Source organism: Streptomyces sp. NPDC054834 (assembly GCF_053611185.1).
This window is the reverse complement of sequence record NZ_JBSGZV010000018.1, coordinates 147,753-174,514: the sequence shown is the minus strand read 5'-3', so window position 1 is coordinate 174,514 and position 26,762 is coordinate 147,753. Positions and strand designations below refer to the sequence as shown.

The 26,762-nt window shown below is 71.1% G+C and carries 24 protein-coding genes; 14 read left to right on the top strand and 10 right to left on the bottom strand.

Annotation, left to right across the window (positions count from 1 at the left end; all coding sequences use genetic code 11):
- Positions 1-686: 686 nt before the first annotated feature.
- The 3 genes from ACWGJM_RS24700 to ACWGJM_RS24690 all read left to right on the top strand — a co-directional run bounded on the left by ACWGJM_RS24700 (position 687) and on the right by ACWGJM_RS24690 (position 2,648).
- Positions 687-1,007, top strand: a complete 321-nt coding sequence (locus tag ACWGJM_RS24700; protein ID WP_453413856.1) for a PadR family transcriptional regulator — start codon at positions 687-689, stop codon at positions 1,005-1,007.
- Positions 1,004-1,858 carry a hypothetical protein gene (locus ACWGJM_RS24695; protein WP_453413855.1) on the top strand — a complete coding sequence of 285 codons (855 nt, stop codon included), beginning with the start codon at positions 1,004-1,006 and terminating at the stop codon, positions 1,856-1,858. The genes ACWGJM_RS24700 and ACWGJM_RS24695 overlap by 4 nt, the downstream gene beginning before the upstream one ends.
- 256 nt (positions 1,859-2,114) lie before the next feature.
- Entirely contained in the window at positions 2,115-2,648 is a 534-nt protein-coding gene (locus tag ACWGJM_RS24690; RefSeq protein WP_453413854.1) for a hypothetical protein, read from the top strand.
- A gap of 390 nt (positions 2,649-3,038) precedes the next feature.
- Here ACWGJM_RS24690 and ku read toward each other — a convergent pair whose 3' ends face one another.
- Entirely contained in the window at positions 3,039-4,028 is a 990-nt protein-coding gene (gene ku / locus ACWGJM_RS24685) for a non-homologous end joining protein Ku (RefSeq protein WP_453413853.1), read from the bottom strand.
- Positions 4,029-4,089: 61 nt separating this feature from the next.
- Here ku and ligD point away from each other — a divergent pair, with 61 nt between their 5' ends.
- On the top strand, positions 4,090-4,971 hold the full coding sequence (gene ligD, locus ACWGJM_RS24680) for a non-homologous end-joining DNA ligase (protein WP_453413852.1): 882 nt from the start codon (positions 4,090-4,092) through the stop codon (positions 4,969-4,971).
- Positions 4,972-5,110: 139 nt separating this feature from the next.
- Here the strand turns inward: ligD and ACWGJM_RS24675 are convergent, their stop codons facing one another.
- Positions 5,111-5,914, bottom strand: coding sequence for a nuclease-related domain-containing protein (locus tag ACWGJM_RS24675; RefSeq protein WP_453413851.1), 804 nt, complete (start codon positions 5,912-5,914; stop codon positions 5,111-5,113).
- Positions 5,915-6,180: 266 nt separating this feature from the next.
- Here ACWGJM_RS24675 and ACWGJM_RS24670 point away from each other — a divergent pair, with 266 nt between their 5' ends.
- Genes ACWGJM_RS24670 through ACWGJM_RS24655 form a run of 4 tightly spaced genes read left to right on the top strand, consistent with a single transcriptional unit; the run spans position 6,181 to position 11,132 of the window.
- Entirely contained in the window at positions 6,181-6,936 is a 756-nt protein-coding gene (locus tag ACWGJM_RS24670) for a hypothetical protein (RefSeq protein WP_453413850.1), read from the top strand.
- Positions 6,933-8,291 carry an ATP-binding protein gene (locus ACWGJM_RS24665; RefSeq protein WP_453413849.1) on the top strand — a complete coding sequence of 453 codons (1,359 nt, stop codon included), beginning with the start codon at positions 6,933-6,935 and terminating at the stop codon, positions 8,289-8,291. The genes ACWGJM_RS24670 and ACWGJM_RS24665 overlap by 4 nt, the downstream gene beginning before the upstream one ends.
- 25 nt (positions 8,292-8,316) lie before the next feature.
- Complete coding sequence (locus ACWGJM_RS24660) at positions 8,317-9,678, top strand: FtsW/RodA/SpoVE family cell cycle protein (protein WP_453413848.1); 1,362 nt, start codon at positions 8,317-8,319, stop codon at positions 9,676-9,678.
- Positions 9,675-11,132 carry a penicillin-binding transpeptidase domain-containing protein gene (locus tag ACWGJM_RS24655; protein WP_453413847.1) on the top strand — a complete coding sequence of 486 codons (1,458 nt, stop codon included), beginning with the start codon at positions 9,675-9,677 and terminating at the stop codon, positions 11,130-11,132. Before ACWGJM_RS24660 ends, ACWGJM_RS24655 begins: the two co-directional genes overlap by 4 nt.
- Positions 11,133-11,172: 40 nt before the next feature.
- Here ACWGJM_RS24655 and ACWGJM_RS24650 read toward each other — a convergent pair whose 3' ends face one another.
- Positions 11,173-12,285, bottom strand: a complete 1,113-nt coding sequence (locus ACWGJM_RS24650; RefSeq protein WP_453413846.1) for a ferritin-like domain-containing protein — start codon at positions 12,283-12,285, stop codon at positions 11,173-11,175.
- A 125-nt stretch (positions 12,286-12,410) separates the two neighbouring features.
- On the opposite strand from ACWGJM_RS24650, the gene ACWGJM_RS24645 reads away from it, so the two are divergent.
- The 4 genes from ACWGJM_RS24645 to ACWGJM_RS24630 all read left to right on the top strand — a co-directional run bounded on the left by ACWGJM_RS24645 (position 12,411) and on the right by ACWGJM_RS24630 (position 15,775).
- A complete protein-coding gene (locus ACWGJM_RS24645) occupies positions 12,411-13,349 on the top strand; it encodes an AurF N-oxygenase family protein (protein WP_453413845.1) in 939 nt (312 codons plus the stop codon).
- 204 nt (positions 13,350-13,553) lie between these two features.
- A complete protein-coding gene (locus ACWGJM_RS24640) occupies positions 13,554-14,207 on the top strand; it encodes a TetR/AcrR family transcriptional regulator (RefSeq protein ID WP_453413844.1) in 654 nt (217 codons plus the stop codon).
- Positions 14,208-14,217: 10 nt separating this feature from the next.
- Entirely contained in the window at positions 14,218-14,520 is a 303-nt protein-coding gene (locus tag ACWGJM_RS24635; protein ID WP_453413843.1) for a hypothetical protein, read from the top strand.
- 115 nt (positions 14,521-14,635) lie between these two features.
- Positions 14,636-15,775 (top strand): NlpC/P60 family protein, encoded by a 1,140-nt coding sequence (locus tag ACWGJM_RS24630; RefSeq protein ID WP_453413842.1) that lies wholly within the window; start codon positions 14,636-14,638, stop codon positions 15,773-15,775.
- 22 nt (positions 15,776-15,797) lie between these two features.
- Here the strand turns inward: ACWGJM_RS24630 and ACWGJM_RS24625 are convergent, their stop codons facing one another.
- From ACWGJM_RS24625 to ACWGJM_RS24605, 5 genes are read right to left on the bottom strand one after another with little or no spacing between them, the layout of a single operon-like run.
- Complete coding sequence (locus ACWGJM_RS24625; RefSeq protein ID WP_453413841.1) at positions 15,798-17,060, bottom strand: styrene monooxygenase/indole monooxygenase family protein; 1,263 nt, start codon at positions 17,058-17,060, stop codon at positions 15,798-15,800.
- Between the two features lie 48 nt (positions 17,061-17,108).
- Complete coding sequence (locus ACWGJM_RS24620) at positions 17,109-17,753, bottom strand: GTP-binding protein (RefSeq protein WP_453413840.1); 645 nt, start codon at positions 17,751-17,753, stop codon at positions 17,109-17,111.
- Complete coding sequence (locus ACWGJM_RS24615) at positions 17,734-18,153, bottom strand: DUF742 domain-containing protein (protein ID WP_453413839.1); 420 nt, start codon at positions 18,151-18,153, stop codon at positions 17,734-17,736. Before ACWGJM_RS24615 ends, ACWGJM_RS24620 begins: the two co-directional genes overlap by 20 nt.
- Positions 18,150-18,683, bottom strand: a complete 534-nt coding sequence (locus tag ACWGJM_RS24610; protein ID WP_453413838.1) for a roadblock/LC7 domain-containing protein — start codon at positions 18,681-18,683, stop codon at positions 18,150-18,152. The genes ACWGJM_RS24615 and ACWGJM_RS24610 overlap by 4 nt, the downstream gene beginning before the upstream one ends.
- The gene (locus ACWGJM_RS24605) at positions 18,680-21,496 is read right to left on the bottom strand and encodes a nitrate- and nitrite sensing domain-containing protein (RefSeq protein ID WP_453413837.1); all 2,817 of its coding nucleotides are present in this window, start codon (positions 21,494-21,496) and stop codon (positions 18,680-18,682) included. The genes ACWGJM_RS24610 and ACWGJM_RS24605 overlap by 4 nt, the downstream gene beginning before the upstream one ends.
- Before the next feature lie 385 nt (positions 21,497-21,881).
- Here ACWGJM_RS24605 and ACWGJM_RS24600 point away from each other — a divergent pair, with 385 nt between their 5' ends.
- A complete protein-coding gene (locus ACWGJM_RS24600; protein ID WP_453413836.1) occupies positions 21,882-22,670 on the top strand; it encodes a protein phosphatase 2C domain-containing protein in 789 nt (262 codons plus the stop codon).
- Between the two features lie 36 nt (positions 22,671-22,706).
- On the opposite strand, the gene ACWGJM_RS24595 is transcribed toward ACWGJM_RS24600, so the two are convergent.
- Positions 22,707-23,198, bottom strand: coding sequence for a MarR family winged helix-turn-helix transcriptional regulator (locus tag ACWGJM_RS24595; protein ID WP_453413835.1), 492 nt, complete (start codon positions 23,196-23,198; stop codon positions 22,707-22,709).
- 254 nt (positions 23,199-23,452) lie between these two features.
- On the opposite strand from ACWGJM_RS24595, the gene ACWGJM_RS24590 reads away from it, so the two are divergent.
- The gene (locus ACWGJM_RS24590) at positions 23,453-24,274 is read left to right on the top strand and encodes a lysozyme (RefSeq protein WP_453413834.1); all 822 of its coding nucleotides are present in this window, start codon (positions 23,453-23,455) and stop codon (positions 24,272-24,274) included.
- Positions 24,275-24,336: 62 nt separating this feature from the next.
- Here ACWGJM_RS24590 and lon read toward each other — a convergent pair whose 3' ends face one another.
- On the bottom strand, positions 24,337-26,760 hold the full coding sequence (gene lon / locus ACWGJM_RS24585) for an endopeptidase La (protein WP_453413833.1): 2,424 nt from the start codon (positions 26,758-26,760) through the stop codon (positions 24,337-24,339).
- Positions 26,761-26,762: the final 2 nt, after the last annotated feature.

Below are 26,762 nucleotides of genomic sequence, written 5' to 3'. Positions count from 1 at the left end.
CCAGGCCCCTGTTCAGCCGCGTCGTTGAAGGTGGCCTGCCACTCGGTGCGAGCAGTACGGGGCAGGCTCACTGATCAGGTTGGAAAGGGCTCATTGACGCCGTCACCGGTGCCAGCGACAACCACAGTCACCGCGGCCGACGGCTACAAGCGAACCGTCACCGAGGGCGCTACCTTCTGGACCATCCGTGGACCGGTCACCCGCACCTTCTAAGGAAAGGGGTCTTCAGCAGCACATTTACTGCTAGATGAAAGGGCCTCCGGAGCCGTGTGCGCAGGTTCGAATCCTGCCGGGGGCACCCTGCATGAGGTGCCCGAAGACCTCGTCACCAGCGGAAACGCTGTGGTCGGGGTCTTGGTGTATATGCAGCCGTATGCAGCGCTGAGCGACCCGTGGACAGGATCTTGGCGCGTCTGTCCAGGTCAGTCCCTGCCTTCAAGGCTGCTGTTACGCGCCCATCGGACAGCATGATCCACCGAGGCTCCGCCGGCACCTTAGGGCCCGGGCAGCGCGACCGGCCGCCCCGCAGCCGACGCGGTTGCCCTTCGGAGACCCCCATGTGTGGACTCCACGGTGGACGGGGTGCTGCGGGAGTCATCGTGCGCGGATGCTGCCGCACTTACCACTGCTACGTACTACGCAGTATCGTATAACGTAGTAGTCGCAAGGGATGAAGGAGGTGTCTGATGCCGCGTCAACGGGACCGCGTCGGATGGGCCGAACCCGCGCTGTTGATCCTGGCCAGCCTGGCCGACGGCCCCAAGCACGGCTACGCGATCACCAAGGACGTCGAGGAACAGACATCCATCAGGCTGGGACCGGGCACGCTGTATGCCGCCATCGCGCGGCTGGAGGAACGCGGCCTGGTCGCGCCGCTGGACGAGGACGAGCGTCGGCGGCCTTACTGCCTCACCGCGGAAGGCCAGACCGTGCTCGACGACAAACTCCGGGCGATGGCCCGCTTCGCACGCACCGGGTTGACCCGGCTGGGGGTGGCAAACGCGTGATCAGCATGGCGGCCCGGTTGGCCTTGCGGGCATACCCTCCCTCGTTCCGGGAGCGCTACGGTTGCGAACTTGAAGCACTCGTCGAGGACACCGGCGCCGGTCCAAGCGTCGTCGCAGACCTCTTCATCGGCGCGCTGAAGGCATGGCTTCGCCCGGTGATGCCCGATGAGTCCGCTGAACGGCGCCGTCGCCGCATGCAGGCAAGCGTCGCCACCACCTGGGTCACCTGGTGCGCCGCGCTGTATACCCTGCCGATACTGCACTTCATCCTGTCCGAGGAACCCTGGCCGACGCCGGTGTTGGTGCGCGGACTGCTCGACGTTGCGCAGTACGCCATGTACGGCGCTGGGCTCGTCCTGCTGGTCGGCGCCCTCGCGCTCCTCGCGGACACCTCCAGAACCGGCAGCTGGGCCGCATGGCGCCCGCTGGTGGCTCTCATCCCGACGCTGCCCACATGGGTGATCGCGCCGTTGCTCCTGATGTTCGCCTCCATCGACCCGTTCTCCTATTGGGTCGGGGCCTTGGCGGTGCTTGGGCCGGCAGCGTTCCTCATCACCGTGGCGGTGACGCCCGCCGTCGTCGTCACGCGGTGCCGGCCATCTGCCAAGGTCCTGCGGCTACTTGCCCTGTCCGGGGTTGCGGTGGCGCTCGCCGTAACGGCGACAGGCATCGCCTGCGTCGCGGTCGTCACAGGGTTGATCATGAATACCGGTGACGCAGCCCAGCTGGTCACGATGCCCATGCTCGCCGTGACCGTCGCCGTTTCCACAGCAGCCCTGGTCAGTTCCGGTCGCGGAGCCAGGGCAGCGCTCCACAGGGAGCATCCGGTGGATCTTGGTGTTGACGTGTGAGTGGCGCGGCTAGGTGACGCTGCGGCCGGTGCGCAGCCTGTTCGTCGATCGGTCCAAGTCCTTGCTGCGTTACGGAGGTTCGTGAAGATCCGATGATCGGATGGAGCCAGCGCTGCTGCGGTTTCGGCTTGATGATCTAATGACGCGTCGAACGGAAGTCGGTCTGCATCCACTTCCGGGGGTCGGCAACCCCGCTCACCGGCCCGGCCGCGAACGGCCCGCCGACCCCACACTCGTTTCCTGGAGGAAAGCCACCATGCCCGCGCTCAAGCGCACCGCCGTTACCCTGCTCGCCGCCGTCGCTGTCACCGGCACCACGCTCGCCACCGCCGGGACGGCTTCCGCGGCCAGCTACTACTGCAAGACCAGCAGCCACTCCGTTGACGACCCGTCGTACTCCGGCCCGGACTCCGACAACTGGGACTTCGACGTGAAGCTGTGCGCCAAGCGGTCCGGCGGCTACATCTACACCACAGCCACGGTCTCCTGGGACGGCCCCTACTCGGACAGTACGAACAACACCTACACCTTCAACAACGCGCGCTTCCACCTCCAGACCAAGAAGAGCGTGAGCGGCCCGGACACCGTTGTGAAATCCGCCGACTACAACGGACTTGAGAACGCGCTCGAACACAGCAGCGCTGCGGGCAACGGCTCGTACGAGACCGGGACGCTCACGTACAAGGCCACAGCGGCCAGTTACCTCGCTGACGGTTACATCCAGCTGGACTGGTCGGGTGACGGCAAGGGCTACCAGACCATCCAGTTCACCGCGTCCCCGACCGTGTAGACGCGGCCCGACTCCCGGCCGAACGCGCCACTTCCCGTCGGCTGCCAGTCCCGATCCGCCACGCCTGGGCCGGAACCTTGCACCTGCTTTGCAGGGGACGGCGTGATCAAGCCGCTGCATGCTGCGATTCCTGACACGAAGGGGTGGACCCGGTCCCACTGGGTCCGCCCCTTCGGTGCGACCAACTCCGCCAGGCACGCGTGAAGCGGACCGGTGATGGGGCGACCGTGGCGTGACACGCTCCACCGCCGCCCCGGGCGGCACGTCGGTGCTCGACAGCGGAGGGCTGGCCAAGGCCGTGCCGCGTGAGCGAACGGGCGCCGCCTGGCAATGGAATGGACTCAGTCGTCAGTGAGCGATGCCCGCCACCCGGCAACCTGTCACCGGGCCTCACGCGGAGCGCTTGCGGGAGGCGGTTTTCTTGGTTGTGCTCTTCTTGGCCGTGGTCTTCTTGTCGGCCGACTTCGCCGTCGTCGTCTTCTTGGTGGTCGACTTGTGTGCGGGCTGCGCCGTTTTCTTCGCTGTGGTCTTTCTGGCGGTGGATGTCGACTTCTTGCCGCCGGTTTGCTTGGGCTCGGTGCGGCCCGCTCGTCCCGCGGCCTCGCCACGGGATTCCTTCGCGGCGCGGACGCTGTTCTCCAGGGCGGCCATCAGGTCGAGCACCTTGCCGCCCGACGGCGGGGAGGGGGCCTCCGGTGGGGTCTCGCCGGCCGCCTTGGCCGCGATGACCTCCTCCAGGGCCTCGCGGTACTCGTCGTGGAGGTCCTGGAGGTCGACCTCGCCCAGGGTGTCCATCAGGGCGTCCGCCAGGTCCAGTTCCTTGTCGCGGACCGTGACATCCACGTCCGGGGCGACGCCCTCGGGGGCGCGGACCTCGTCCGGCCAGAGGAGGCCGTGCATGGCGATGGCCTCGCCCACCACCCGCAGCATGCCCAGTCGCTCGCGGCCGCGCAGGGCGTACTTGGCGATGGCGACCTTGTTGCTGCGCTTCAGGGCCTCACGCAGGAGTGTGTACGGCTTGGCCGCCGGGGCGCCGCTCGCGGCGAGGTAGTACGCGGCGTCCATCTGGAGCGGGTCGATGTTCTCGGCCGGGACGAAGGCGACGATCTCGATCGTCCTCGCGGTCGGGATGGGCAGGTGGGACAGGTCCTCGTCGCTGATCGGGATGATCGTCCCGTCCGCGTCCTCGTAGCCCTTGCCGATCTCGGCCTGGCTGACCTCACGCTCTTCCAGCTCGCACACCTTGCGGTAGCGGATGCGGCCGCCGTCCTCGATGTGGATCTGGCGGAAGGAGATGGAGTGGCTCTCGGTGGCGTTCACCAGCTTGATCGGAATGCTGACGAGACCGAAGGAGATGGCGCCGTTCCAGATGGATCGCACGTGCAGCACCCTTCCGATGATTCGCCATGATTTGTACCGTAACGCGTGGGATTCTCATCGTATGACGCCTATCACAGAGGTGGAGGGGCGGAGAGTCGCGCTCAGCAACCTGGAGAAGGTGCTGTATCCGGCGACCGGCTTCACCAAGGCCGAGTTGCTGCATTACTACGCGACCGCGGCCGGGGTCCTGCTCCCCCATCTCCGTGACCGTCCGGTCTCCTTCCTGCGCTATCCGGACGGGCCGGACGGCCAGGTCTTCTTCACCAAGAACGTGCCGCCCGGTACGCCCGACTGGGTCACGACCGCCGAGGTGCCGCGCTCGGAGGGGCCGGCGCGGATGGTGCTGGTGCAGGATCTGGCCTCGCTGATGTGGGCGGCGAACCTCGTTGCGGAGTTCCACACCCATCAGTGGCTGGTCCAGGATCCGGGTGTGGCCGACCGGCTCGTCTTCGATCTCGACCCCGGGCCGCCGGCGGACGTGGTGCACTGCTGCGAGGTCGCTCTGTGGCTGCGGGAGCGGCTGGCGGCGGACGGGGTCGAGGTGTGTGTGAAGACCTCGGGGTCGAAAGGGCTGCATCTGGTGGCCGCGGTGCGGGGGGCGTCCTCCGAGCGGGTGTCGGAGTATGCCAAGGGGCTGGCGGTGGAGGCTGAGCGGGCCATGCCGCGGCTGGTGGTGCACCGGATGACACGGAGTCTGCGGCCCGGGAAGGTGTTCGTGGACTGGAGTCAGAACGCGGCGCGGAAGACGACCGCTACGCCTTACACCGTGCGGGCGCGGGCCGAGCCGTTCGTTTCGGCGCCGGTCACGTGGGAGGAGGTCGGTGCGTGCCGGGTTCCCGAGCAGCTCGTGTTCCGGGCCGGGGACATCGCGCCGCGGGTGCAGGACTTCGGGGATCTGCTGGCGCCGCTGCTTGAGCCTGGGCGGGCCGCTGTGCTGCCGTGACGGTAGTTTTTTCGCCCCCGCCGCCCCTACCCGTCCCGTCCCCGGGGGCTGCCGCCCCCGGACCCCCGCTTCGGCCCTGAAGGGGCCTCGTCCTCAAACGCCGGACGGGCTGAGTTTCACCGACCCGCGCTCACAAGGGTCACGCCTTCCCCCACGTCCCCCGATCCCGCGCCATCGAATGCAACGCCTCCACATCCGCCGGCTTCAGCACGCCCCCCAGCCGCGCCAACCCCTCGATCTCGGTCTCCCGCAGGATGCGGATCTCGCGCGGCGGCACCGGTATCGACACCTCCGTCGGGTCGACCAGGGCCAGGACGGGGCGGACCTCCGCGGTCAGGGCGTGGGAGGCGCGGTCGGCGTCCGCGCGGGCCCGCCGTAGCAGCGGCAGCGGCTCGCGGCGGCCAAGGGCGACCATCGGGTCGGTCACGGTGACCCGGTGTCGCCGGGCGTAGACGGTGTGCACGGCGAAGAGGCCGCCGGGGCCGATGGCCAGGTGGTGGATGTGGTCGCCGCCGGGGAGCGGGACGGAGTGCAGGGTGTGCCAGCCCGCGCCGTCCAGGCGGTCCAGTGCCTCGCCGACGGCCTGCTCGGCCGTGAGGGCCCTGCGGCGGGGGTCGGGGCGGAGCCGATGGGGTGGGGCCGGGTCCCGGTCGAGGGCGACGAGGAGGGCCTCGCCGGGGCGGTTGGGGGCTAGGTCGTCGTCCGGGTGGAGGGTGAGGCGGGCGAGTTCGGCGGGGGTCGGGACGGGGGGCGGGCCCACCGTGACCGGGCCGGTGAGGAAGGGGCCGAGGGCTTGGAGTACGTCCTCCCTGCGGTCCTCGTTCAGCAGGTTGACCCGGGCCGACTCACGGTCGTACCAGGCGACGTTGCCGCCGTCCCTTCCACAGACGTACAGCCGCTCCTGACCGTGCCGCCAGGTCGGCACGACGCGCAGTCCGCTCATGCGCCATCACCCCTCGACCATGGGAACAGGAGGGGTGGTCCAGGAGCAAGCACTCCGTTGTCTTTGACGGCGGTGGGGGCGACGGAATTGGCCGAAGGACGGGGGTCCGGGGGCGGGGGGCCGACTGGCGGAGTGACCGTTTCTCCGGGCGAATAGGGTGTACTGCGCCGCCGCGCGGTCGTACCACCGAATGATCTCAGCCACCGAAACGTACTCCCTGCCGGCGAACCCCCCAATAACATAACGAACCGAGCCACAGGAGCATCGTGCCCCGCACCCGCCCGACCCGCAGCGCCCTCGTCGCCGGGGCCGTCGTCCTCGTGGCGGTGACCGCGGCCGGCTGCGGTGACACGGGCGGGCTGCGCGGTGCCGGGTCGACCCCGACCGCGATCAGCCCCGCCAAGCTCTGGCCCGACCTGCGCCCGGCGTCCAGCCCGGCCTGGCCGTACGACGAGGCGAGTACGGAGACCGTGAAGGGCGTCAGCGTGCCCGGCGACGACATCCACGAGGCGGACCCGGTCGCCGTCGTGCGCACGGAGATAGCGGCGCACCCGGACGACTACGGCGGCAAGGGCGCGTACCACGCCACGGTGGCCCGGATGGACGACTGCGGGGCTGGTGGCGACGCGCGGCGGTGTCCCCTCATGAAGGCGTACTACCGCGACCTGACCGGGGACGGGCGCGACGACATGACGCTCGGGTTCCGGCTGTATCCGACCAACCAGACGGCCGTGCGGGTGTACACCGTCGAGCACCACAAGCTGGTGCAGGTGCTGGCCGACAACGACGCGATCACCGGGGTGGAGCTGGCCGGGCGGGCCGTGATCGTCCGCTCGCCGGCCGGGATCACCGGCTACGAGTACCGCACCACCTGGGCATGGGACCCGCAGCAGCGGGCGATGGTCTTCTCCCGCGACGAGTTCCTGCGCACCGGCAAGCGCACCGGCAAGCACGCCGGCCGCACGCCCGCGCCCGGACCCACGCCCGCGCCCGCCCTCTCCCCCTCGGCGAGCACCCGATGAGGCTCGCGCTCCCCCAGTGGGCCGGCGCGCTCGCGGTGAAGGCCGCCGCCTTCATCACGGTGATGTGCTGTGCGCTGGCCGCGCTGCTCGGGGTCCTGGTGCATGTCTCCGTCACCGACCAGACCGTGGGGCAGGCCCGCGACCAGGCGCTGGACCGGCTGGCCGACGCGACCGAGGCCTACCAGGCGGGAGACGCCCTGCTGCCGGGCACCGGGGTGGATCCCGAGGGGCTGCCCGCGCCGCTGCGGGCGCTGGCGGGGGCCGGGGAGCGCGGCACGATGGTCGCGACGTACCGCGGGCGCCCCACGATGTGGGCGGCGGGCCCCGCCGACGGCGGCCGGGCGCTCGCGGTGGAGGTCGACTACTCGCAGCAGGCGGGCACCATAGCGGGTCTCGACCGGGCGATCCTGTGGTCGTCGGTGCTGGCGATCGGGGCGACGCTGCTGGTCGGGGCGTTCGCGGTGACCCGGGTGACGCGGCGGCTGCACGGGACGGCGCGGGTGGCCCGGCGGATCAGCGCGGGCGATCTGGACGCGCGCGTGGACGATCCCCGTACGCGGGATCCGAGCCGGCCGCAGGACGAGGTGGCCGCGGTGGCGGCGGCGCTGGATTCCATGGCGTCGTCGTTGCAGAGCAAGCTGCTGAGCGAGCAGCGGTTCACCGCGGACGTGGCGCACGAGCTGCGCACCCCGCTGACGGGGCTGCACGCGGCGGCCGAGCTGCTGCCGCCGGGGCGGCCGACGGAGCTGGTGCGCGACCGGGTGGCGGCGCTGCGCACCCTCACCGAGGACCTGCTGGAGATCTCCCGGCTGGACGCCGGCCGGGAGCGGCTGGAGCTGGACACCGAGGAGCTGGGCGCGCTGGCCGAACGGGTGGTGCGGGCGTCGGGCACGGACACCGAGGTGCGGGCCGTACGGGACGTGCGGGTGGAGACCGACCGGCGGCGGCTCGAGCGGGTGCTGGGCAATCTCGTCGCCAACGCCCACAAGCACGGGCGGGCGCCGGTGGAACTGACGGTGGAGCCGGCGGCGGACGGGCCGGTCGTCACCGTACGGGACCACGGGGACGGCTTTCCGGAGTACCTGGTACGGCACGGCCCGCAGCGCTTCCGTACCGAGGGCGGGGCGAAGGGTCATGGGCTCGGGCTGACCATCGCGGTGGGCCAGGCGGAGGTGCTGGGCGCCCGGCTGACCTTCGCCAACGCGCTGGACGGCGGGGCGGTGGCGACCCTGACCCTTGCCCAGACCCACACCCACACCCACACCCGGATCCACACCCAGGCCCACGCCCAGAACCACGCCCAGTCCCCGCAAGCTGACACCTCGGCAGGTGAGGGACAAACACGGCACACATGACACCATATTTAGGTAGGTTCCGGGCATGACCAAGGCCGGAACCACCGTGGCAGCGGCGCAGACCCCCGCACCCGCCGTACGCCTCAACCGGCGCCGTGGCATCGAACTCGCCCTGATCGTGCTGGCCGTCCTGCTGTCCGTGTACGGCTACTGCGCCGTCGGTCTGGCCAGGTACGGCTCCGTACCGCCCGGTGCCGCCGGGTACGGCGCCGGGCTCGGTGTGCTCGCCCTGGTCGCGCATCTCGCCGTCCGGGTGCGCGCACCCGGCGCCGATCCGCTCCCGTTACCGATCGGTGTGCTGCTCAACGGCCTCGGCCTGGTCCTGATCTACCGGCTCGACCTGGAGACGCCGGGCGACCGGGCTGCGCCCGCCCAGCTCGTGTGGTCGACGCTGGGGGTCGCCCTGTTCATCGTGGTCGTCCTGCTGCTGCGCGACCACCGGGTGCTCCAGCGCTACGCCTATGTGTGCGTGGCCGCGGCCCTCGTCCTGCTCACGCTGCCGATCCTGTTCCCGGCCGTCAACGGCGCGCGTATCTGGATCCGGATCGCCGGATTCTCCATCCAGCCGGGCGAGTTCGCGAAGGTGCTGCTGGCGGTGTTCTTCGCCGCGTATCTGGCGGCCAACCGCACCGCGCTCGCCTACAGCGGCCGCCGGGTCTGGTGGATCCTGCTGCCCACCGGCCGGGTCCTCGGGCCGATCGTCGCGATCTGGCTGCTGAGCGTCGGCGTCCTGGTCCTGGAGCGCGACCTCGGCACCTCGCTGCTGTTCTTCGGCCTGTTCGTGGTGCTGCTGTACGTCTCCACCGGCCGCACCGGCTGGATCGCGGTCGGGCTGCTGCTCGCGGTGCTCGGCGCGGTCGCGGTCGGCTGGCTGGAACCGCACGTGCACGGCCGGGTCGAGGACTGGCTGCACCCGTTCGCCACGATCGACGCCGGCCAGGGCCCCAATCAGCTCGCCCAGTCCCTGTTCGCGTTCGCGGCGGGCGGTGTCCTCGGCACCGGACTGGGGCTCGGCCACTCCATTCTGATCGGCTTCGCCGTCAAGTCGGACTTCATCCTGGCGACGGCCGGCGAGGAGCTGGGTCTGGCCGGACTGTCGGCGATCTTCGTGCTGTACGCCCTGCTCGTGGAGCGCGGCTACCGGGCGGGCCTGGCCCTGCGCGACCCCTTCGGCAGCCTCCTCGCGGTGGGGCTCGCCTCGCTCCTCGCGCTCCAGGTGTTCGTGATCGCGGGCGGGGTGACCGGTCTGATCCCGCTGACCGGCATGGCGATGCCGTTCCTGGCGCAGGGCGGCTCGTCCGTCGTCACCAACTGGGCGATCGTCGCCCTGCTGATCCGGCTGAGCGACTCGGCCCGCCGGCAGTACGACGGGCAGGAGGCCCTGTGACGAAGTACATCCGGTACGCCGCCTTCTTCTGCGTGCTGCTGCTGGCGGCCCTACTGGTGAACGCGGCCCGCGTCCAGGTCGTCCAGGCCGGTTCCTACGACCACAACCCGGCCAACCGCCGCCCCACGATCGCCCGTTACCACCAGCCGCGCGGGAACATCCTGGTCGGCGACGAGCCGGTCACCGGCTCCCGTGACAGCGGGGAGCAGCTGCGCTACGAACGCGCCTACCAGAACGGCCCGTTGTACGCCCCGGTCACCGGCTTCTCCTCGCAGAAGTACGGGACGACGCTGCTGGAGCGCAGCGAGGACGCCGTGCTGTCCGGCACGGACCCGATGCTGTCGCCGCTGCCGCTGTGGAACGGCGCCACGCGGGCCCGGAACCCCGGCGGGCACGTGCTGACGACCCTGAACCGGGACGCGCAGGAGGCGGCGTTCGAGGGCCTGGGCGCCCGCAAAGGCGCGGTGGCCGCGATCGAGCCGGCGACCGGCCGGATCCTGGCCCTGGTGTCCACCCCGTCGTACGACCCGTCCGAGCTGTCCGGGAACGGCGAGGCGGTGACCTCGGCCTGGGCGCGGCTCAACGACGACCCGGAGAAGCCGATGCTCAACCGGGCGGTGCGGCAGACGTATCCGCCGGGTTCCACCTTCAAGGTAGTGACCGCGGCGGCGGCCCTGGACGCGCGCGTGGTCCGGAACCTGGACAGGCGGACGCACTCCCCCGACCCGTACACCCTGCCCGGCACCAGGACCAGGCTGACGAACGAGGCCGACGGCTGCGCGGACGCCTCGGTGCGGATGGCCTTCGAGTGGTCGTGCAACACGGTGTTCGCCAAGCTGGGCGTGGACACGGGCGCCGAGCACATGCTGGCCACGGCGCAGGCCTTCGGCTTCAACGACCGGCGCCTGAAGGTTCCCTTCGCGGTCGCGCCGAGCACCTTCGACACGGGGGCGGACCGGGCGCAGCTGGCGCTGTCCTCGATCGGGCAGTACAACACGCGGGCCACGCCGTTGCAGATGGCGATGGTCGCGGCGGCGGTCGCGAACGGCGGGCAGCTGCGGCCGCCGTACCTGGTGGAGCGGACCACCCGCGAAAGCGGGGAGATCGTGGCGGAGTACGGTCCCCGTCCGCCACGGCAGGTGATGCGGCCGTCGACGGCCGTGCGCATGCGGGAGCTGATGACCGATGTGGTGCGGGAGGGCACCGGCCGCAAGGCCGCGATCCGCGGCGCCACGGTCGGCGGCAAGACCGGCACCGCCCAGCACGGAGTCGGCAACGCCGGTGTGCCGTACGCCTGGTTCGTCTCCTGGGCGCAGGCCGACGAGGCCCCGGAGCCGAAGGTCGCGGTCGCGGTGGTCGTGGAGGACGCCTCGGCCGACCGCGGCGACATCAGCGGCGGCGGCGACGCGGCGCCGATCGCGAAGGCGGTGATGGAGGCGGTTCTCGGTCTGTGAGACCCGACGTTGTGTGAGACCTGTCGTGACCTGGCGTTCATCATCCGCTGAGGCGTTGGCCCTCCTCGATGGCCTCCTCGACCTCCGCGACCCGTTCCCGCTCCTGGGCCGCGAAGCGCTCGGCGTCCAGCTTCTCGGCCATCTCCTCGTCCTGGGCCATCAGCAGGTCCAGGTTCGAGTCGCCCATCTCGAACACGCCCATGTCGACGTAGGCCTCCTGGAGGCGCTTGCCCCACAGGCCGATGTCCTTGACGCAGGGGACGATGCGGCTGAAGAGCAGCTTGCGGAACAGCTGGAGGAATTCGGAGCGTTCGCTCAGTTCCTCCGCCTCGGCCTTCGGAATGCCGAAGTTCTCCAGCACCTCCACGCCCCGGAGGCGGTCCCGCATCAGGTAGCAGCCCTCGATGACGAACTCCTCGCGCTCCCGCAGTTCCGCGTCCGTGAGCTGCTTGTAGTAGTCGCGCAGGGCCATCCGTCCGAAGGCGACGTGCCGGGCCTCGTCCTGCATGACGTAGGCGAGGATCTGCTTGGGCAGCGGCTTGTCGGTGGTGTCGCGGATCATGCCGAAGGCGGCGAGGGCCAGGCCCTCGATGAGTACCTGCATGCCGAGGTAGGGCATGTCCCAGCGGCTGTCGCGGAGGGTGTCGCCGAGCAGCGCCTGGAGGTTGTCGTTGATCGGGTAGACCATCCCGATCTTCTCGTGCAGGAAGCGGCCGTAGATCTCGGCGTGCCGGGCCTCGTCCATGGTCTGGGTCGCCGAGTAGAACTTGGCGTCCAGGTCGGGGACGGACTCCACGATCCGTGCCGCGCAGATCATCGCGCCCTGCTCGCCGTGCAGGAACTGGCTGAACTGCCAGGAGGCGTAGTGCTGCCGCAGCTCGCCCTTGTCGCGGTCGGTCATCTTCGCCCAGTGCGGGGTGCCGTACAGGGTCATCATCTCGTCGGGGGTGCCGAGCGGGTCGTGCGGATCGACCTCCAGGTCCCAGTCGATGCGCTTCTGCCCGTCCCACTGCTTGTCCTTGCCCTTCTGGTACAGGGCGAGCAGCCGGTCGCGGCCATCGTCGTACTCCCAGCTGAAGCGGGCCGCGCCGCTCGCCGGCACCTGCCAGTGGGGGTCACCCGGGTCCATGGCGTACAGGTCGTAGGTCGGCATACCCCGCAGGCTCACACGTAGACGCCGAGTCAACAAGTGGTGTGCAAGGGATTGACGCCCTTGCTGACAGGCAGTCTCATAAGAGCGGCAGAACATGTGACTCCGGGCAACGAGGTGGGACAGCCATGACGACCGTGACGGAAGCGGACGCGCTCGCGGGACTGCGCGACGCGCTCGGCCTGCTCAAGGACCGGGAGCAGGTGGCCGAGCGGCTGCTCGTCTCTTCCGCCAAGCACTCCTTCGACCCGGACGAGGAGCTGGACTGGGACGCGCCCTTCGAGGAGGGCAAGTGGTTCTGGCCGCCGGAGCTGGTGTCGCTGTACGACACGCCGCTGTGGCGGCGGATGAGCGAGGAGCAGCGGATCCTGCTGTCGCAGCACGAGGCGGCGGCGCTGGCCTCGCTGGGCATCTGGTTCGAGATCATCCTGATGCAGCTGCTGGTCCGGCACATCTACGACAAGGCGGCGACGAGCGCGCACGTCCGGTACGCGCTGACGGAGATCGAGGACGAGTGCCGGCATTCGAAGATGTTCGCCCGGCTGATATCGCGGGGGGACGCGCCCTGGTATCCGGTGAGCCGGGCCCACCAGAACCTGGGCCGCCTGTTCAAGACGGTCTCCACCACCCCCGGCTCGTTCACGGCGACGCTGCTCGGCGAGGAGGTCCTGGACTGGATGCAGCGGCTGACGTTCCCCGACGAGCGGGTGCAGCCCCTGATACGGGGCGTGACACGCATCCACGTCGTGGAGGAGGCCCGCCACGTCCGCTACGCCCGCGAGGAGCTCCGCCGCCAGATGGTGACCGCGCCGCGCTGGTCCCAGGAGTTCACCCGGGTCACCTCCGGGGAGTTCGCCCGCGTCTTCTCGGTCGCCTTCGTGAACCCGGACGTGTACACCAACGTCGGCCTGGACAAGCGGGAGGCCATGGCCCAGGTGAAGGCAAGCGGCCATCGCCGCGAGGTCATGCAGACCGGGGCCAAGCGTCTGACGGATTTCTTGGACGACATCGGGGTGCTGCGGGGCGTCGGCCGACGGCTGTGGCGGTCGTCGGGGCTGCTCGCCTAGGGACCTGGCATGGCCTCACAGGTGGGCGAGGAGCCGGCTTCGCCGTCCGTCAGCCATCCCCGTCGTGCCACCGCGTTCGCAGACCCCGCCGCGCCCCTTCGGAGAGCATCCCGTACGGATCCTCCGGGATCACGATCAGCCATGTGTCGCTCATCGCCCACCTCCGCCCGCCACCGTGGTGCCGCCCCGATTACGCTGCGGAGCATGACCCCGCAGGCTCCCACCCCCGCCTACCGCCGGCTCAGCGTCGAGGAGCGCCGCAGTCAGCTGCTCGACGCCGCGCTGGGCCTCTTCGCGCACCGCGCCCCCGAGGACGTCTCCTTGGACGACGTGGCGGAGGCGGCGGGAGTCTCGCGCCCGCTGGTGTACCGGTACTTCCCGGGCGGCAAGCAGCAGCTGTACGAGGCCGCCCTGCGCTCCGCCGCCGAGGAGCTCGAGCAGTGCTTCGACGAGCCCCACGACGGCCCTCCGCTCCCCCGCCTGGCCCGCGCCCTCGACCGCTACCTCACCTTCGTCGACGAGCACGACGCCGGCTTCAGCGCCCTCCTCCAGGGCGGCAGCGTCGTCGAGACCTCCCGGACCACCGCCATCGTCGACGGCGTGCGCCGGGCCGCCGCCGAGCACATCCTCAGTCACCTCGGCGTCACGGACCCGGGCCCGCGGCTGCGCATGACCGTCCGGATGTGGATCACGGCCGTGGAGGCGGCCTCCCTCATCTGGCTCGACGAGGACAAGCAGCCCCCCGCCGACGAGCTCCGCGACTGGCTGGTGGAACAGTTCGTGGCCGTGCTGACGGTGACCGCGGGCCGCGATCCGCAGACGGCGGCGTTGGTCACCGGCCTCGCCGAGGATGGCTGACACTGGTCGCGTGAAGAGTCAGGACACCCCCTTCGAGGGCGGCCCCATGGACGGGCGCGTGCTTCCCGTGCTGCTGGGCATGACCGGCCACCCCCCGAAGACGTACCGCATCCCGGTCCCGGACCCGCACGGCGGCCCGCCCACGGTCCTCGTCTACCGCCGTGTGCCCCGGGGGCAGAGCAAGCGCACGGGACTGGTTCGGGGATGGAAGTACCAGTACGACCCGGAGGCCGGTCCGGGCGGCAGGTTCGCCTGGCCCTGGTCCAAGCCACACAGCGCGCCGGCCGGCAACCCGGACGACGCGGACGGGTGACATCGTTGCGCCGAACGGCGCAGACCTCACCACCTGCGCGCGCACTTCCCCCTCATGCTCGCGGTGCGGAAATACGAAAGGCGGATGGTCCGCCCGCCGCACCGGAGGTGATGACGTGTCAGGAAGGTTTCTGCGCCTGGTGTGTACGGCCACGGTGGCGGCCCAGGCCGTCCTCGCACCCGCGCCCGCCGTGGCCACCGCTCCCCAGCCCCCACGCTCCGTGGCCGAGCTGCTGACGGACCTGCAACGGCTGTACCGGCAGGCCGAGCAGGCCACCGAGACCTACGACACCGCCGAGGAGAAGCTGAAGACGCAGCGCGCCGAGGTGGACCGGCTGGAGGGGGAACTCGCCCTCGCCCGCCGCTCCCTGCACGACAGCAGAGGCGCCGTCGGCCGGCTTGCCCGGCAGCAGTACCAGGGCAGCACCGGCATCTCCCCGTATCTGCGCCTGCTCCTCGCCCGCGATCCGCAGCACGCGCTCGACGAGGGCCATGTCATCGGGCAGCTCGCGCGGGAGAGGGTCAGGACCGTGGGACGGCTGACGAGCAGCGAGCAGCGGATCGACCGGCTGGCCCACCAGTCCCGCAAGGCACTCGACGCACAGCTCACCCTCGCCGGGCAGAAGAAGAAGGCACGCGACGACGTACGCGGCAAACTCGCCGAGGTCGAGAAGCTGCTCGCCTCCCTCACCGCCGAACAGCTCGCCGCGCTCGCCGAGTTCGAGCAGGACGGAATCGCCGACGCACAGCGCAAGTTCGTGGCGTCCGGCGCGCTCAGTGGCGAGCGGGCCCCGTCCCCCGAGGGCGACCGCGCTGTCCGCTACGCCGTGGGACAGCTCGGCAAGCCGTACCAGTCGGGCGCGCAGGGCCCGGCGTCGTACGACAGCCCGGGCCTGACCTCGAGCGCCTGGCAGCAGGCCGGAGCCCCGATCCCCCGCACCACCCGGCAGCAGTGGACCGAGCTCCAGCACATCCCCCTGGGCGAACTCCGCCCCGGAGACCTCGTCGTCTACTTCCCCGAGGCCACCCACGTCGCCCTCTACCTCGGCGACGGAATGGTGGTCCAGGCCCGGAGACCCGGCGACCGGATCATGATCTCCCCGATCGCGGCCTATCCGGTGCTGGGCGCGGTTCGCCCGGATCCGAAGGGAAGTCCCCTGGCCCACTACACCCCGCCCGAGGTGACCTGCCCAGGGGGCGGGGCTGAGACATCGTGCGGCTCCGCCGCGTGGGCGCGGCAAGCCACGACAACCTGAAGCCGCCGGCCCCCCACAACCCCTACGGCGTCTGGGCTCCCGCCACAGAGGCGAGGTACGCCCCCGCCTTCTCCGGCTCGTAGAAGAAGTTCTCGAAGTCCGCCGGATCATTGAACCCATTGGCGAATCGGTCGGCCACCGGCTGAAGCTGACCGGCGGCACCGATCAGGTTGAGGATGTGCTCCGGCGGCGGAGCCAGCATCGCGTTCGTCCACTTCGTCACGTGCTGGGCCGTGTTCCAGTACCGCTCGAAGGTCGCCTGCATCCACTCCTCGTCGAAGGGCTTGTCACCCTGTTCCAGGATGGAGGCGAGGTACGAGGCGGCGCACTTGGACGCCGAGTTGGAGCCCTGGCCGGTGATCGGGTCGTTGGCGACGACCACGTCGGCCACGCCGAGCACCAGGCCGCCGCCGGGGAGGCGGCCGATGGGGTTGCGGACGGTCGGGGCGTAGCGGCCGGCGAGGGTGCCGCCGGCGTCGGTCAGTTCGACCCTGGTGGCCCGCGCGTACTCCCAGGGCGTGAACTTCTCCATGAGTCCCAGGGTCAGGGAGAGGTGCTCCGCCGGGTCCTTGACGCCGTGGAAGACGTCGAGCGGGCCGCCGGGTATGCCCTCCCAGAACAGGATGTCGGCCGGGCCGGAGGTGGTCAGGGTCGGCATGATGAACAGCTCGCCGACCCCGGGGACCAGGTTGCAGCGCACCGCGTGGAAGTCGGGGTGCTCCGGGCGCGGGCCGAGCCCGTGCACGTACGCGACCGCCAGCGCGCGCTGCGGCTCGCTGTACGGGGACCGCTCGGGGTCACGGGCGAACATGGACACCAGCTCGCCCTTGCCCGCCGAGACCAGCACGAGGTCGTACGTGCGGGAGAAGTAGTCGAGGTCGGAGACCGCCGCGCCGTGGATGACGAGCTGGCCGCCGCGCTGGGCGAACGTCTCCATCCAGCCGGCCATCTTCACCCGCTGGTCCACCGACTGGGCGTACCCGTCGAGCTTGCCCACCCAGTCGATCGCGCGCTGCGTCGGGCCCGGGTCGTGCGAGCCGGGGGCGGCCACCGAGACGCCGAGTCCTTCGATCTTCGGGGCCTGGGACTCCCAGAAGTTCAGCTGAAGGTCACGCTCGTGCTGGAGTGCCGTGTCGAACATGCACTGGGTGGACATGACCCGGCCGGCGCGGATCTCGTCCGCGGTCCGGTTGGACATCAGGGTGACCTCGTACCCGTGCGACTGGAGGCCGAGGGCAAGCTGGAGGCCGGACTGGCCGGCCCCCACGACGAGTATCTTCCGCATGCGGGTGGTGCTCCTCATTCGCGACTGCTCGGGGACTGCTCGTTGGGGCTACTCGGGGGTTTCGTCGAGCGCGTGCCCGACGAGGGACAGAAGGGTCTCGATCACCGATATCCGGCGGCGCGCATCCATGATCATGACAGGTATGTGCGCGGGGATCGTCAGTGCCTCCCGCACGTCCTCCGGCTGGAACAGCTCGCTGCCGTCGAAGTGGTTGACCGCGACCACGTACGGCAGGCCACAGCTCTCGAAGTAGTCCAGCGCCGGGAAGCAGTCCTTCAGCCGGCGGGTGTCGGCCAACACCACGGCACCGATCGCGCCGCGCACCAGGTCGTCCCACATGAACCAGAACCGCTGCTGGCCCGGCGTGCCGAACAGGTAGAGCACCAGGTCGTCGTCGAGCGTGATGCGGCCGAAGTCCATGGCCACGGTGGTGGTCAGCTTGCCCGGCGTGGCGGTGAGGTCGTCGGTCTCCTCGCTCGCCTCGGTCATCAGCGCCTCGGTCTGGAGGGGCGTGATCTCCGAGACGGACGTGACCAGCGTGGTCTTGCCGACGCCGAAGCCGCCCGCCACGACGATCTTCGTCGCGATGGGAGCCCGGGTGTGGTCCGTCTGCCAGGACTTCAGGTCCTCGTCGGGCTCGACGAGGGGGGCGCCCCCGAAGGGGGCGACGGCGTCAGAGACGGCGGAGTCCATTCAGCACCCTTTCCAGCAGTGCGCGGTCCGGCCGGCCGACGCCGTGGTTGGTTCCGGTTCCGTACACACGGATCTTTCCCTGGTCCGCGAGGTCGCTCAGGAGTACGCGGACCACGCCGAGCGGCATCTTCAGCAGCGCGGCGATCTCGGCCACCGTGCGCATACGGCGGCACAGCTCGACGATGGCCCGCATCTCCGGCATGACCGCCGAGAGCGGCGCACTCGTCAGCTCCTTGCGCTGCTCGGGAGCCTCGATCGCCGCCGTGCTGGCCACGAACGTCTCCACGAGCAGGACATGGCCGAACCGGGTACGGCCGCCGGTGAGCGAGTAGGGGCGGACGCGGGCGGTCCTGCGGTCGCCGCCGCGTACCGGGAGCGTGTTCGGCGTGCTGCTGCTCATCGAACGCTCCCCGTCGAGTCGGACTCCATGGATTTGCGGAGTTCGCTGCGCAGTTCGGGCGTCAGGACGTGGCCGGCGCGGCCGACGAAGAGCGCCATGTGGTACGCCACCACGCTCATGTCGCACTCCGCGGAGCCGTGCACGCCGAGCAGCGAGCCGTCGCTGATCGACATCACGAACAGGCTGCCCTCGTCCATCGCGACCATCGTGTGCTTGACCCCGCCGAACTTCATCAGCTTCGCGGCGCCGACGGTGAGGCTGCCGATGCCGGAGACGATGGTGGCGAGGTCGGCGGAGGAGCCGCGGGGGCCCTTCACCGGGCGGGCCTGGCGGGATTCCGCCACGGGGATCCCCCCGCGCGAGTGGGTTCGAGCGTGGGGGAGGCTGGGGTCCGAGGAGAGGAGCAGGAGGCCGTCCGAGGAGACCACGGCGACGGACTGGATGCCGGGGACTTCCTCGACCAGGTTGGTCAGCAGCCAGTGCAGGTTGCGGGCCTCCCTGCTCAGTCCGAAGGTACTGGGCGCGGTCAACTGCTTGCCTCCTCGACTGTGCCCCCCGTGGCTTCTTCGGTTGTGGTGATTTCCGCCTCCGCGCGGCGGTAGCCGGCCTGCGCCCCCTGGCGGAAGCCGCCGAGCCTGCGGCGCAGGGCGTCGGCGTCCACGGATCCGCTGCGCTGGCGTGGGGCCTGTGCGGGTGCGGTGATCTTGGGGGTGCGCTTGGGCAGGCCCTTGGCGGTGAGTCGCTCTTCGTCGTCGGTGCGGGTGTGTTCTTGCGCCGGCCCCGCCTCGGCTTCGCCTTCGGCGGGTGTGTTCCCACCCGCACCACCTGTGGGGGATTCGTGGGCGGGTGCCGGTGGCCCTTGTGGGGGTTCCGCGCCGTCGGCGACTGCGGGTTCGTGGGCGGGGGCGGGGATGGGGGTGGGGGTGGGTGGGCCCTGTGGGGGCTCGGCGGCGGCGTCGGCCTCAGGTTCGACGGCCGACTCGGGGGCGGGGGGGGGGTCCAGGTCCGGGAGCAGGAGTTCCATCGTGGTTTCCGCGGGGGTCTCCGGGATCTCTCCCGGCCGGCGCTCCGCGGCCTCGTGCACGGGCTTCTCCGGGTCCGGTGCGTTCCGTACCGCCCGCTCCGCCAGGGTGACCAGCGGGTCCCCGTCCGTGGAGCGGCCGGGCAGGACGTTGGAGTTGACCTCGGCGTCCGCGCCCGGCAGGGAGAAGGTGTGGGGGCCGCCCGCCATGGTGGCGGAGGCGGGTACGGCCGCCGCCGGGGGCTCGGCCAGCAGGGACGCGGGCAGGACCACGACCGCCGCCACGCCACCCTGCTTCTGCTCGCGGAGCTGGACGCGTGCGCCGTGACGGTGGGCGAGGCGGGCCACGACGTACAGGCCGAGGCCGAGGCCCTCCTCGCCCTCCTGGTCGTAGGGCGACTCGGGGTCGAACGCGGCGAGGCGGGAGTTGAGGCGCTCCAGGCGCGCGGTGGCCATGCCGATGCCCTCGTCCTGCACGGAGAGCATGACCTCGCCGCTCTCCAGCAGCCAGCCGGAGACCTCGACGGGCATGTCCGGCGGGGAGAACGAGGTGGCGTTCTCCATCAGCTCGGCCAGCAGGTGGGAGAGGTCGTCGGCCGCGAAGCCCGCCACGTGCGCGTGCGGGGGCAGGACGGCGATGCGGACCCGTTCGTAGCGCTCGATCTCGCTGACCGCCGCCCGGACGACGTCGACCAGCGGGACCGGGCCCGGGTGCTGCTGGACGTGCTCGGTGCCGGCGAGGACCAGGAGGTTCTCGCTGTGGCGGCGCATCACCGTGGCGAAGTGGTCCAGCTTGAAGAGGGTGGACAGACGCTCGGGGTCGTGCTCGCGTTCCTCCAGGCCCTCGATGACCGCGAGCTGGCGTTCGACGAGGCCGAGCGTGCGCAGGGCGAGGTTGACGAAGGTGCCGCCGATGCTGGTGCGCAGCCGCTCCAGCTGGGCGGCGGAGCCGGCGAGTTCGGCGCGCAGTTCCTCGCGCGCGTCGGCCATCTTCTGGCGCTGGCCGACCAGGTGCTTGCGGTCGGTCTCCAGGGTGGTGATGCGCTCGTGGAGGGCGGCGGCGTGCGCGTGCAGGGCGTTGACGGAGCGGACCACCTGGGCGAACTCGTCGTTGCGCCCGGTGAACTTGACCGGCTCCACCGTCGTCGGGTCCGTGGCCTCGGCCAGCCGGGCCGAGCCCCGGCGCAGGACCGACAGCGGGCGGGTGAGGGTGCGGGCCATGGCGGTGGCGATGCCGACGGCGGCCAGCAGCAGGGCGCCGAGGACGGCGATCCGGATCTCCAGCGCGGTGACGTCGTCGTCGCGCAGCTTGGCGAGGTCCTTGGTGCGGTGGTCGTAGAGGGACGACTCCGCGCCCCGCATCAGGTCGACGCGGGCGGACAGGGCCGCGTCGAGCTTCTTGGTGCTGGTACCGAGGTCGCTGCCGCTCAGCGTCGGCTGGTCGGTGAGGGAGGCGAGGTACTTCTCGGCGGAGTTGACCTCGGGGCCGGTGACCGTCGAGTCGTAGGAGGAGACGGACGCCTTGGGCGCGGTCTCACGGAAGTCGGCGAGGGCCGCGTCCGAGCGCAGCCTGGCCTGCTGGGCGGCGGCGGTGAGGGCGTCGCGCTGCTTCCTGTCGGCCGCCGAGGTGGTGGTGGTCGTGGTCGGCAGGCCGGTGGCGGGGTTGATGACCGTCTGCTCGGTGCTCGGCACGTTCAGGGCCGCCAGGAGCAGGCCGCGGGCGGCGGCGGACTGCTCGACGGCGGAGTCCAGCTCGGCGAGCGAGTACGCGCCGGAACCGGCCCGCGGGGGCATCTGCTCGGCCAGCTGATCGGCGAGCCCGTGAAGTTCGGTGATGGCGGCGGAGTAGGCCTGGTGCGCTTCGAGGGCCGTGCTCTTGCCGGTGAGCGCGGCGCGGCGTACGGCGGCGATGCCGTCGAGGTCGGTGCGCAGGGAGCCGGGTGTGTCGCTTTCGGCGCGCAGGTCCTCGACCTGCCGGTCGACACGGGCGCTGCGCTGCTCCGAGGGCGCCTTGGACTTGGGGCGGCCGGCCGCGATGTAGGAGGTGACCTCGTCGCGCTCGTCGGCGAGCGAGTGGGCGAGGGCGAGGGCGTCCTGGGTGCGCTGGGCGAGGGTCACCAGGTCCTGGGAGTCGCTCAGCTGCCCGGAGGCGGTGAGCAGCGACGGCGCTCCCGCCCCGGCTATCGCCGCGGCCACCACGGCGACGGCGACTATCAGCCGATTGCGTACGTGGGTCGGGCGGCCGGTGCCGACGGGGGTGCGCTCGGCGCCCTCTTCGGAGGCCGTCTGCTTGCCTGTGCGCCGAGGCCGCTTTTTCTGCACCGGTGCTCGCATTCCTGAACTCGTCTACCCCTAGGCCCGGGTGGCGCCCCGTCACATCGGTGCCAAGTCGTGCCCACACCCGGTGCGGTCCGTCCCCCGACCCTCCCAGTGCCGGTGGTCAGTGGTCGCGCATCCCCTGGCTCGCCACCCAAAGGAGTGAACATCGGAGGCGAGTTGGCGGGCAAGTTCCTGTGACACGTACAGGGGCCTTGCGCGGTGGGCCGGTTGGACGCGGGCGGCAGGCTTTGACAGTATTCGCCACCACGCCTTCCCGGAGGGCGCCATTCCACCTCAAAACAGGCGCCTGACCTGCGCGGTGGCGGGAATTCCGTGGCCGTTGCCAGCCTTTGGCGGACCTTGTGAAGGGATCGTGCAGACTGGCCGAATGCGTACTGAACTCGTTTCGGAACCCGGTGACGCCACCCGCCCCAACGAGGACTTCGCCGCGGTCGGGCTACCGGCCTCCGGACAGGGCGGTTGCGTGGTCGTCCTGGACGGCGTCACCCCGCCGAAGGGCGGGACGGGGTGTCTGCATTCCGTCGCCTGGTTCACCGCCCGGCTGGGCGGCGCGCTGACCGAACTGGCCGTTTCGCTCACGGATGTGACGCTTACGGAGATACTCGCCCGGGCGATCCGCCGAACGGCCGAGGCGCACGCGGCCACCTGTGACCTTTCTCACCCGCGCACCCCCCAGGCGACGGTGGTCCTGGCCCGCTGGGCCCCGGACGCCGTCGACCACCTGGTCCTCTCCGACTCCGCACTCCTCCTGCGGTCCCCGGAGGGCACCGTCACCCCTGTCCTGGACGACCGCCTCGACCGCCTCCCCCGCGCCTGGCTGGTCAGCGACGCCGTCTGCGACGCCCGCGCCCGCAACAAGGAGGGCGGCTTCTTCACGGCCGCCGCGGACCCGGACGTCGCCGCCCGCGCGGTCACCGGCACCCTCCCCCGCCACGAGGTCCGCGCCCTGGCCGCGCTGACGGACGGCGCGACCCGCTGGGTGGAGAAGTTCGGCGAGGGCGACTGGACGGCCCTGTTCGACGTCGTCCGCAAGGAGGGCGTCCGGTCCCTGATCGACCGCGTACGAGGTCTGGAGGCGGCGGACCGGGCCGAGCGGGCGTTCCTCGGGCGCAGCAAGACGCACGACGACGCGACGGTGGCGTACGTGGAGCTCTGAGGAGCCGCGCCTGCCGCTCGGCCGCTTCCCGCCCGGCTACTTCTCCATGACCCCGTTCAGCTCGTGCAGCAGCCGCGCCAGCTCCGCCACCTCACGCCGGTCCCAGTGGGCGAGCTGGCTGACGTAGCGCGCGCGGCGGGCCACACGGACCTTGCCGACCCGGCCGCGGCCCTCGTCGGTGAGGGCCACCAGCCAGGCCCGCCCGTCCGCCGGATCCGGCTCGCGGGCGACGAGGCCGAGCTCCTCCAGGGCGCGCAGCTGGCGGGACATGGTGGCCTTGCCGACGCCGATGTAGGCGGCGAGTGCCGTGGCGCGCTGGCGGCCGTGCTCGTCGAGGCGGACGAGCAGGCCGTACGCGGCCGACTCCAGGTCCGGGTGGACCTCCCGGGCCATCTCGCCCTGGTTGGCGCGGGCTCGCCGCAGGAGCACCGTCAACTCGCGCTCCAGCGCCAGGAACTCCTGGTCCGCACCGCTCGGCATCACCTCGCCGGCGGCGGGTTGTCCGCCACCGTTCGCGTCCTCGTGCACGTCAGCACTCCTGCTCGGTTTCCCGGTCCTGAAAGTTTCTGCCAAATCTCGTCATCGCCGCAGCTACGTAAGTATTTCGCAGGAGTAGACCAACGGCGGCATCCGGACCCCCTTCCACGCCGTCCTCTACGTGCGTAGCTTCATTGGCAGGCAATCAATGGCATGCCCACGCCAGTGCTTCAGCGTGGGTCACCGTGGGCCCCCCACTCCCCACACCTCCCCCCTCCTCGCCCTCCTCGTCTCGGAGGCACGTCATGCCCGTGCTCAGATCCGGTTCCCTCCCACGCCCGCTGACAGTGCTCGCCGCCGCCCTGCTCGCGGCCCTCTCCCTCACCCTGCCCCTGTCGCCCGCGCACGCCGCGAGCATCCCCACCCGCGGCTCCGCCCACATGGGCATGGGCGTCCTGGCCCACGACGGCCAGGACGGCAGCCCCGCCCCCACCGCCGTCACCCAGACCGAGGGCGTCGACGTCTCCGCCCACCAGGGCAACGTCGCCTGGTCGACCCTGTGGAGCAGCGGGGTCAGGTGGGCGTACACGAAGGCGACGGAAGGCACGTACTACACGAACCCGTACTTCGCCCAGCAGTACAACGGCTCCTACAACGTCGGCATGATCCGGGCCGCGTACCACTTCGCCACCCCGGACACCACGAGCGGCGCGACCCAGGCCGGCTACTTCGTCGATCACGGCGGCGGCTGGTCCAAGGACGGCAAGACCCTGCCCGGCACCCTCGACATCGAGTGGAACCCCTACGGCGCCGCCTGCTACGGCAAGTCCACCAGCGCGATGGTCAGCTGGATCGCCGACTTCCTGGACACGTACAAGGCGCGTACGGGACGGGACGCGGTCATCTACACGGCCACCAGCTGGTGGACCCAGTGCACGGGCGACTACGGCGGCTTCGCGTCGGACAACCCGCTGTGGATCGCGCGGTACGCGTCGGACGCGGGAACGCTGCCGTCGGGGTGGTCCTTCTACACGATGTGGCAGTACACCTCGTCCGGGCCGACGGTCGGGGACCACGACAAGTTCAACGGGGCGCTGGACCGGGTGGTCGCCCTCGCGAACGGCTGACGCACGGCGAAGGCCCGGGCCTCCCTCAGGGGACCCGGGCCTTGCCTGTCCGGTCACGTCCGTCACGCCGCGACCGGAACCTCCGGCGTCGCCTCGCTCGTGGCGGGCGCGAGCGCCAGCTCCAGGACCTGGCGGACGTCGGTCACGGCGTGGACGTCGAGCTTGTCCAGCACCTCGGCCGGGACGTCGTCCAGGTCGGGTTCGTTGCGCTTGGGGATGACGACGGTGGTCACCCCGGCGCGGTGGGCGGCGAGCAGCTTCTGCTTCACGCCGCCGATGGGCAGGACCCGGCCGGTCAGGGAGACCTCGCCGGTCATCGCCACGTCCGTGCGGACCAGCCGGCCGGACAGGAGCGACGCGAGCGCCGTGGTCATCGTGATGCCGGCGCTCGGGCCGTCCTTCGGGACCGCGCCCGCCGGGAAGTGGATGTGCACGCCCCGGTCCTTCAGATCGGCGACGGGCAGCTCCAGCTCGGCGCCGTGGCTGCGCAGGAAGCTCAGCGCGATCTGCGCCGACTCCTTCATCACGTCGCCCAGCTGACCGGTGAGGGTCAGCCCCGCCGCGCCCGTCTCGGGGTCCGCGAGGGACGCCTCGACGTACAGGACGTCGCCGCCCGCGCCGGTCACCGCCAGGCCGGTCGCCACGCCCGGGACCGCCGTGCGGCGCTCGGCCGGGTCCTGGGCGGACTCGGGCACGTGGTGCGGCCGGCCGATCAGGCCGCGCAGGTCGCCGTCGGTGACGGTGAACGGGAGCTCCCGCTCGCCCAGTTCGTGCTGGGCCGCGACCTTGCGCAGCAGCCGGGCGACCGTCCGCTCCAGGTTGCGCACGCCCGCCTCGCGCGTGTACTCGCCGGCGAGCTTGCGCAGCGCGCTCTCGTCGAGGGTGACCTCGTCCTTGCCCAGGCCCGCCCGGTCCAGCTGGCGCGGGAGCAGGTGGTCGCGGGCGATGACGACCTTCTCGTCCTCGGTGTAGCCGTCCAGGCGGACCAGCTCCATGCGGTCGAGCAGGGCCTCGGGGATGGCCTCCAGGACGTTGGCGGTGGCGAGGAAGACCACGTCCGACAGGTCCAGCTCGACCTCCAGGTAGTGGTCCCGGAAGGTGTGGTTCTGGGCCGGGTCGAGGACTTCGAGGAGGGCGGCCGCGGGGTCGCCGCGGAAGTCCGAGCCCACCTTGTCGATCTCGTCGAGCAGGACGACCGGGTTCATCGAACCGGCCTCCTTGATCGCGCGGACGATCCGGCCGGGCAGCGCACCGACGTACGTACGCCGGTGGCCGCGGATCTCGGCCTCGTCCCGGACACCGCCGAGGGCGACGCGGACGAACTTGCGGCCCATGGCGTGCGCCACGGACTCACCGAGGCTGGTCTTGCCGACGCCGGGCGGGCCCACCAGGGCCAGTACGGCACCGCCGCGCCGGCCGCCGATCACACCGAGGCCGCGGTCGGCGCGCCGCTTGCGCACCGCCAGGTACTCGGTGATCCGCTCCTTGACGTCCTCCAGTCCCGCGTGCTCGGCGTCCAGGACGGCCTTGGCTCCCTGGATGTCGTACGCGTCCTCGGTCCGCTCGTTCCACGGCAGTTCGAGGATCGTGTCGAGCCAGGTGCGGATCCAGCTGCCCTCGGGCGACTGGTCGCTGGCCCGCTCGAGCTTGTCGACCTCCTTCAGGGCCGCCTCGCGGACCTTCTCGGGCAGGTCGGCGGCCTCGACGCGGGCGCGGTAGTCGTCGGACTCCTCGCCGTCCTGTTCGCCGTTGAGGTCGCGCAGCTCCTTGCGTACGGCCTCCAGCTGGCGGCGCAGCAGGAACTCGCGCTGCTGCTTGTCGACGCCCTCCTGGACGTCCTTGGCGATGGTCTCGGCCACGTCCTGCTCGGCGAGGTGGTCGCGCAGTTGCTGGGTGGCGAGCTTGAGGCGGGCGACCGGGTCGGCGGTCTCCAGCAGCTCGACCTTCTGTTCGGTGGTCAGGAACGGCGAGTAACCGGAGTTGTCGGCGAGGGCGGAGACGTCGTCGATGGCCTGGACGCGGTCCACGACCTGCCAGGCGCCTCGCTTCTTCAGCCAGCTGCTGGCGAGAGCCTTGTACTCCTTGACGAGTTCGGCGACCTGACCCGGCAGCGGGTCCGGCACGCTCTCGTCGATCCTCGTGCCCTCGACCCACAGGGCCGCGCCCGGCCCGGTGGTCCCGGCGCCGATCCTCACCCGGCCGCGGCCGCGGATCAGGGCGCCCGGGTCGCCGTCGGCGAGCCGGCCGACCTGCTCGACCGTGCCCAGCACACCGGTCTTGGCGTACGTCCCCTCGATGCGCGGCACCAGCAGCACCTTGGGCTTCCCCGGCGCCGACCGGGCGGCGGCCTGTGCGGCCTCCACCGCGGCGCGCACCTCGGAGTCGCTCAGGTCCAGCGGGACCACCATTCCGGGCAGCACGACCTCGTCGTCGAGCGGCAGAACGGGCAGGGTGAGTGGAGTGGACGCCGTGGACTCAGCAGTCATGA

Bases quoted from the DNA above. Each gene is read 5' to 3' on its own strand.
- ACWGJM_RS24700 (WP_453413856.1), top strand. From the start codon at position 687: ATGCCGCGTCAACGGGACCGCGTCGGATGGGCCGAACCCGCGCTGTTG.
- ACWGJM_RS24690 (WP_453413854.1), top strand. From the start codon at position 2,115: ATGCCCGCGCTCAAGCGCACCGCCGTTACCCTGCTCGCCGCCGTCGCT.
- ligD (WP_453413852.1), top strand. From the start codon at position 4,090: ATGACGCCTATCACAGAGGTGGAGGGGCGGAGAGTCGCGCTCAGCAAC.
- ACWGJM_RS24675 (WP_453413851.1), bottom strand. From the start codon at position 5,914: ATGAGCGGACTGCGCGTCGTGCCGACCTGGCGGCACGGTCAGGAGCGG.
- ACWGJM_RS24665 (WP_453413849.1), top strand. From the start codon at position 6,933: ATGAGGCTCGCGCTCCCCCAGTGGGCCGGCGCGCTCGCGGTGAAGGCC.
- ACWGJM_RS24660 (WP_453413848.1), top strand. From the start codon at position 8,317: ATGACCAAGGCCGGAACCACCGTGGCAGCGGCGCAGACCCCCGCACCC.
- ACWGJM_RS24650 (WP_453413846.1), bottom strand. From the start codon at position 12,285: ATGCCGACCTACGACCTGTACGCCATGGACCCGGGTGACCCCCACTGG.
- ACWGJM_RS24645 (WP_453413845.1), top strand. From the start codon at position 12,411: ATGACGACCGTGACGGAAGCGGACGCGCTCGCGGGACTGCGCGACGCG.
- ACWGJM_RS24640 (WP_453413844.1), top strand. From the start codon at position 13,554: ATGACCCCGCAGGCTCCCACCCCCGCCTACCGCCGGCTCAGCGTCGAG.
- ACWGJM_RS24625 (WP_453413841.1), bottom strand. From the start codon at position 17,060: ATGCGGAAGATACTCGTCGTGGGGGCCGGCCAGTCCGGCCTCCAGCTT.
- ACWGJM_RS24620 (WP_453413840.1), bottom strand. From the start codon at position 17,753: ATGGACTCCGCCGTCTCTGACGCCGTCGCCCCCTTCGGGGGCGCCCCC.
- ACWGJM_RS24615 (WP_453413839.1), bottom strand. From the start codon at position 18,153: ATGAGCAGCAGCACGCCGAACACGCTCCCGGTACGCGGCGGCGACCGC.
- ACWGJM_RS24600 (WP_453413836.1), top strand. From the start codon at position 21,882: ATGCGTACTGAACTCGTTTCGGAACCCGGTGACGCCACCCGCCCCAAC.
- ACWGJM_RS24590 (WP_453413834.1), top strand. From the start codon at position 23,453: ATGCCCGTGCTCAGATCCGGTTCCCTCCCACGCCCGCTGACAGTGCTC.
- lon (WP_453413833.1), bottom strand. From the start codon at position 26,760: ATGACTGCTGAGTCCACGGCGTCCACTCCACTCACCCTGCCCGTTCTG.